General features: G+C 73.6%; 6 protein-coding genes. 2 read left to right on the top strand and 4 right to left on the bottom strand.

Annotated features, from left to right (window positions below; translation table 11 throughout):
- The 3 genes from CCN72_RS18940 to CCN72_RS18930 form a co-directional block, all read right to left on the bottom strand.
- Window positions 1-503, bottom strand: a 503-nt coding sequence (locus tag CCN72_RS18940) for a carboxylesterase family protein (RefSeq protein ID WP_208638041.1), incomplete at its 3' end; no start/stop codon positions are given.
- 274 nt (window positions 504-777) lie between these two features.
- Entirely contained in the window at window positions 778-1,029 is a 252-nt protein-coding gene (locus CCN72_RS18935; protein ID WP_172427677.1) for a hypothetical protein, read from the bottom strand.
- Window positions 1,026-1,889 (bottom strand): isocitrate lyase/PEP mutase family protein, encoded by an 864-nt coding sequence (locus CCN72_RS18930; RefSeq protein ID WP_086808547.1) that lies wholly within the window; start codon window positions 1,887-1,889, stop codon window positions 1,026-1,028. Before CCN72_RS18930 ends, CCN72_RS18935 begins: the two co-directional genes overlap by 4 nt.
- A 386-nt stretch (window positions 1,890-2,275) precedes the next feature.
- Between CCN72_RS18930 and CCN72_RS18925 the strand changes: the two genes are divergently transcribed.
- Together CCN72_RS18925 and CCN72_RS18920 are read left to right on the top strand one after the other, a co-directional pair.
- Entirely contained in the window at window positions 2,276-2,908 is a 633-nt protein-coding gene (locus CCN72_RS18925) for a VOC family protein (protein WP_086808546.1), read from the top strand.
- Between the two features lie 60 nt (window positions 2,909-2,968).
- Window positions 2,969-3,370 (top strand): VOC family protein, encoded by a 402-nt coding sequence (locus tag CCN72_RS18920; RefSeq protein ID WP_086808545.1) that lies wholly within the window; start codon window positions 2,969-2,971, stop codon window positions 3,368-3,370.
- On the opposite strand, the gene CCN72_RS18915 is transcribed toward CCN72_RS18920, so the two are convergent.
- Window positions 3,353-4,045, bottom strand: a complete 693-nt coding sequence (locus tag CCN72_RS18915; protein ID WP_208638040.1) for a helix-turn-helix domain-containing protein — start codon at window positions 4,043-4,045, stop codon at window positions 3,353-3,355. The two genes, CCN72_RS18920 and CCN72_RS18915, sit on opposite strands and share 18 nt — an antisense overlap.
- Window positions 4,046-4,142: the final 97 nt, after the last annotated feature.

Below are 4,142 nucleotides of genomic sequence, written 5' to 3'. Positions count from 1 at the left end.
AGCGCGGCCAGCTGGTCGCGCAGGCCGGGGTTGGGCGGTGCGTCCGGGAACAGTCCGTAGCCCTCGATGCCCAGCCGGTAGTTGACCGAGACGAAGACGACGCCGTCACGGGCGAAGGTGCGGCCGTCGTAGACCGGTACGGCCGAGGATCCCCTGGTCAGGGCGCCGCCGTGCAGCCACACCAGAACGGGCAGCTTAGCGCCGGGGGCGGGGTCGGGCGTCCAGACGTTCAGGTTGAGGCAGTCGTCGCCCGGGATCGAGGGGTCGGAGAGGTACTGGGCGAACGCCTCGGAGTACGGCGGTTTCGGCGCGGTCGGCCCGAACTCGGCCGCGTCCCGCACCCCGTCCCAGGGCTCGGGCGGCTCGGGAGGCCGGAAGCGGCGGGGGCCGACGGGCGGGGCGGCGTACGGGATGCCCCGGAACACGGCGACGCCGCGCTCATGGCGGCCGCGTACGGCGCCGTGGGGCGTGCGGACCACCGGGCCCATCGGGTCTGCTGTCATCGCCCACCAGCCCTTCGCCGTCATGCACCTTTCATATGTAGAGCACCACAAGGGGCCGGTGTATTCCGGTGCACAGACCTCCGGCTGGGCCGTTCGGTGTACCGGACGGGTGCCGAAAGGGGCCGGGCGTACGCCCCTGGCCGGTACCGACGAGGGCCGGGCGCCCCCTTGCGGGAGATACCCGGCCCTCGCCGCCCCGAGCACGCGGCCGTACGTACCGACCGCGTGAGCGCGCGTCCTCCTCAGCCCGTCAGTGCCTCGGCCTCTGGGCCTCTCAGTCCTCGTCCGGCGCCGGAGGGTTGCCGAAGAGTGCCTCGATCGCGTCCACCGCGCTGCCGTCGTGGTCGCTGCCCGCGTCGCCCTTGCCGGTCTGCACATTGGCCGTGCGGTCGACCTCCAGCCAGGAGTCGGCGTGGGAGTTGTCGACCAGCGTGACCAGGCTGTTGTCGGCGAGCGCCGGGGCCGCGCCCGCGCCGAGGAAGGCCGCGGTGAGCACGGCCGCCGTACCGATACGGGCGGCCCTCACACGCCCGCGCTCTCGGGGACGAGCCGCTCGCGGGCGATGTTGCGCTCCAGGAGGGTGGTGGACGCCTGTACGCCGACCCCGCTCGCCGGGTCCACCACGGGCAGCCGGCCGTCGGCGGCCTTCAGCCCGGTGAGCGCCGAGTCCATCGCCTCGTGCGCGGCGAAGAGGCAGGGCGTGCTGTAGATGGCGACGTCCACGCCGAGGTCGGAGAGCTCGCCGAGGGACAGGCGGGGCGACTTGCCGCCCGCGATCTGGTTGAACAGCAGCGGCTTGCCGCCGACGACCTCCCGGATCCGCTTGATCCACTCCACGCTGCGCACCCCGTCGACCAGCACCACGTCCGCGTCGGTCGCGGCGAGCCGCTCGGCGCGGTGCAGGATGTCGTGCTCGTCGGTCGCGTCGGTGCGGGCGACGACGACCAGATCCGTGCGGGTCTCCAGGACCTGGTTCAGCTTCTCCAGGTACTCCTCCAGGGGCAGCACCTGCTTGCCGTCGGCGTGTCCGCAGCGGCGGGGCCGCTTCTGGTCCTCCAGGATCACCCCGGAGGCACCGATGCGCTCCAGGTGCTCGACGACATGGCAGGCGACCTCGGGATCGACGTACCCGTCGTCGATGTCCACGAGGAGGTGGTGGTGCGGGAAGGCGCCCCGCAGCCGCTGGACGAAGGCCACCATGTCGGGCCAGGCGATGAATCCGATGTCCGGCAGGCCGTAGTACGAGGCGGCGAAGCCGAACCCCGAGACGAACATCCCGTCGTAGTGCTTGGCCGCGATCGACGCCGAATACATGTCGTAGACGCCGATCAGCGGTGTGGTCCCGGGCCCGGCGATGCGGTCGCGCAGCTTCTTACCGTGGGTCAAGGTCCGGCTCCTTCTGTGGGTACGGCACGGCGGCGAGGGCCACCGCCCCTCAATGCCCTTTACCAATCCAAGAGCATCTCTAGGTACTCACATTGACTTGCCATGACGCCACCTTTACTCACTGGAATGGCGCAATCCGTTCACCGCAGAAACGTCACTTGCGGAGCCGACCCGCTCAATCGACTCCGCCGTCCGGGTGAGCGAGGACGTCCGGATCCCGGCGGGTGGCACGGGCGCCGATGCGCGTGCGGCGCGGGAGGGGCGGGGGCATGCGGTGCCCTTATGACACGGGACTACGTCAACTGGCCCGGGAGTTGCGGTCGATGAGGGCCGTGCCCGCGTGACGGCCTTGAACGGGGCGGCCGTTGACCGTAGCCTCCCACGGGGTGAACGCCATTCCTGCGCATCTGGACCACCTTGTCCTCGCCACCCCCGATCTGGCCGCGTCGGTCGCCGAGTTCGCGCGGCGCACCGGGGTGACCCCGGCGCCCGGCGGCGCGCATCTCGGCCACGGCACCCGGAACCATCTGGTGGGGCTCGGCGGCCGGGCCTATCTGGAGATCGTCGGGCCGGACCCGGAGCAGCCGGCGCCGGCCGGTGAACGGCCCTTCGAGGTGGACCGGCTGCCCGAACCGCGCGTGCTGACCTGGGCGATCAGCCCGCCGGACCTGGACGGGACGATCGCGGCGGCCCGCGCGCGGGGCTACGACCCGGGGCCCGCGCACCCGATGAGCCGCCGCACCCCGGACGGGGAGCTGCTGCGGTGGCGGCTGACCGGCGGCGAACCGGCGCATCCCTCGGGCCTGGTGCCGTTCCTGATCGACTGGGGCGACTCGCGCCACCCCGCCGACTCGGGTCTGCCGGTCACCCCGCTGATCGCGGTGTCCGCGACCGTGCCGGGACCGCAGGAGGTGCGCGGTCCGCTGGCGGCCCTGGGCACCGGGCTCGATCTGGCGGAGGGGCCGGTGGCGCTCCGCTTCACCGTGGACACGCCCCGGGGGCCGGTCACGTTCGGCTGACCGGGCCGGGTGTCCGTTTCCTTCAAGACCCGCCGGCCGGCCGCTGCCTACGGTGGCCGCATGACCGCACACTTCGCCCTGATCGGCGTGGTGGCCTCCGACATGGCCGCCTCGCTCGCCTTCTACCGCCGCCTCGGCCTGGTGTTCCCTGAGGGCGCCGAGGCCCTGCCGCACGCCGAGGCCGCACTGCCCGGCGGGCTCACCCTCGCCCTCGACAGCGAGGAGACCGTCCGCGCCTTCCACCCCGGCTGGCACCCGCCGGCCGCCGGGGGCCGGGTCTCGCTCGCCTTCCGGTGCGGGACGCCCGAGGAGGTCGACACGGTGTACGAGGAGATGGTCGGCGCCGGGTACCACGGGGAGTTGAAGCCCTGGGACGCCGTATGGGGGCAGCGGTACGCCACCGTCCTCGACCCCGACGGCAACGGCGTCGACCTGTTCGCGCCGCTACCGGTCGCCGAGTAGCTCCCCGAGCGGGGCGCCCGCCAACCGGCGTACCTCGCGCGCGAGATGGGGCTGGTCGGCGTAGCCCGCGCGGATCGCCGTCTGCGCGTACGGCACGCCCGCGCGGGCCAGTGCGAGGGCCCGGCGCAGGCGCAGGATGCGGGCCAGGGTCTTGGGGCCGTAGCCGAAGGCGCCGAGGCTGCGGCGGTGCAGGGTCCGGGCGCCGAGGCCGAGTTCGGCCGCCGCCTCGGCGACCGGGACGCCCTGGTCGAGGCGTCGTACCAGCCGGTGCGGCCAGGGATCGGGGGGCCCGGCCGCCAGGGCACGGCCCAGCGCGATGTCCTCCAGCGCCCGCGCCGGGTCGTCCGCCGTCGCCGTACGGTCGCACAGCTCCCGGACCCGGGCGGCGGGCCAGAGGTCGGCCAACTCCACCCGCTGGTTGAGGAGTTCATGGGCCGGGACACCGAGCAGGGCGGGCGCGGTACCGGGACGGAACCGCACCCCGGCCCAGCAACGGGCCGGGCCCTCGGGAAGGTACGGCCCGGTGTCGGGCCCGGCGACCAGCAGCCGCTCCCCGTCCCAGAGCAGATCCATACAGCCATCGGGCAACACGGCCCGCGCGGCACCGCCCTCGCCGACGGGCCCCTTGGTCCACACCACCGCACCGGCCAGCCGGGAGGTCCGTTCCGCGTACACGAAGGCCAGGGTACGACTGAGGGAGGGGAGAGAACGGGGCCCTCGGACGGAGCAGGCCGGGCGGGACGATGGGGACCGGGTCGGAGGGTGGAGACCG

This window comes from Streptomyces murinus (assembly GCF_002154555.1).
GTDB lineage: Bacteria > Actinomycetota > Actinomycetes > Streptomycetales > Streptomycetaceae > Streptomyces > Streptomyces murinus.
The sequence above is the reverse complement of the archived record's forward strand: the minus strand, read 5'-3'. Positions and strand labels throughout refer to the sequence as shown.